The sequence below is a fragment of the Lysobacter sp. N42 genome (assembly GCF_004344885.1).
This window is the reverse complement of sequence record NZ_SKFB01000131.1, coordinates 1-808: the sequence shown is the minus strand read 5'-3', so window position 1 is coordinate 808 and position 808 is coordinate 1. Positions and strand designations below refer to the sequence as shown.

Sequence of the window (808 nt, the reverse complement as noted above, 5' to 3'; positions counted from 1 at the left end):
GGCGGCCGTGCGCGTGCCGGAGGCGCGCTTGGCGGCGCCCTTGCGGGCGGCCGCCGAGCGGCGCGCGCTGGTGGCGGCCTTGCTGACGGCGCGGGTGGCGCGCGTGACCGTCTTCTTGACGGCCTTCTTGGCGGCGTTGGTCTTGCGCGTGGTGGCGGCCTTCTTGCCCGCCGCCACCCGGGTGGTCGACTTGCGGCCGCCGGCCGACTTGGCCGTGCTCTTGCGCGCGCCGGTCTTCGCGGCCGCGCCGCGCGTGCCGGTGGCCTTGGTGGCGGCCTTGCGCGCGCCGGTCTTCTTCGACGCCGCCTTGCGGCCGCCGGCCGACTTCGACGCCGCACCGCCTGCCGACTTGGCCGCACCCGTGCTGCGCGAGCCGGTGGCGCGCTTGGCCGCCGACTTCGTGCCCGAGGCCTTCTTCGCCGTCGAGCGGCCGCCCGACGTCGACTTGCGCGCGCCGCTCTTGGACGCGCGGGCCTCCTTGCGGGCCGCCGCGCTGGTGCGCGCCAGGCGCTTCTTGGCGGTGCTGACCGCGCGACTCACCACCTCGGCGGCATTGCTGGCGGTTTCGGTGACCGCGGTGACGGCGTTGCTCGCCGTGCCGGCGATGACCGTCCCGATGTTGCTCGCGGTGTCCGCCACCGCACTGGCTGCGTTCGACAGGGTGGCGGTCACGCCATTCCCGTTGTCGTTGCCGTTTCCATTGCCATTGCTCATTGGAATGCCCTCCTTAGGGAAGGTCTGAACAACCCGCTCTGCCGCCCGGATTGCGGCATCGTGGCGCCGGCCTGGCGTCGCTTTCGAGCCGGAT

Annotated in this window: 1 protein-coding gene; it reads right to left on the bottom strand. The window is 73.8% G+C overall.

Translation table 11 applies throughout. The features are described 5' to 3' along the window. On the bottom strand, positions 1 to 714 hold a 714-nt coding region (locus EYQ95_RS26255), incomplete at its 3' end, for a hypothetical protein (protein ID WP_132332192.1). Positions 715 to 808: the final 94 nt, after the last annotated feature.